The sequence below is a fragment of the Gordonia sp. i37 genome (genome assembly GCF_002043085.1).
Lineage (GTDB): Bacteria > Actinomycetota > Actinomycetes > Mycobacteriales > Mycobacteriaceae > Gordonia > Gordonia polyisoprenivorans.
Genome location: NZ_MVPX01000630.1, coordinates 1 through 384, shown reverse-complemented (window position 1 = coordinate 384; position 384 = coordinate 1). Strand labels below are relative to the sequence as shown.

The following is a 384-nucleotide window of genomic DNA, read 5'->3' as shown; positions in this document are numbered from 1 at the left end:
GCATGCAGGCGATATGGCGTGATGACGATGCGCAGAAGCTGATTTTCCACACCGATCGTGGGTCGACGTACACCGCGAGACGGTTCACCAGGCTGTGCCAGAAGATGGGTATCCGGCAGTCGATGGGCCGGGTCGGATCGTGTTTCGACAACGCCGCAGCGGAGGCATTCTTCTCTTCTTTGGAGTGGGAAGTGTTGTCACGCAACGAGTTCCATACTATCATGGAGGCGCAGGCGGTCGTGTTGGAGTGGTGCTACGGCTTCTACAATCACCAGCGTCGCCACAGCGCGATCGGGATGATGAGTCCGGTCGACTACGAGAACACCGCAGTCACCGAGCCCGAAGCCGCATAGAGGAGTCCTCCACGATTCCGGGGGAACCACA

The 384-nt window shown here is 59.1% G+C and carries 1 protein-coding gene; it reads left to right on the top strand.

The window, feature by feature from the left end; translation table 11 throughout:
• Window positions 1-353: integrase core domain-containing protein (locus B1964_RS29035; protein ID WP_139765958.1), on the top strand; the 353-nt coding region annotated here is incomplete at its 5' end.
• Window positions 354-384: the final 31 nt, after the last annotated feature.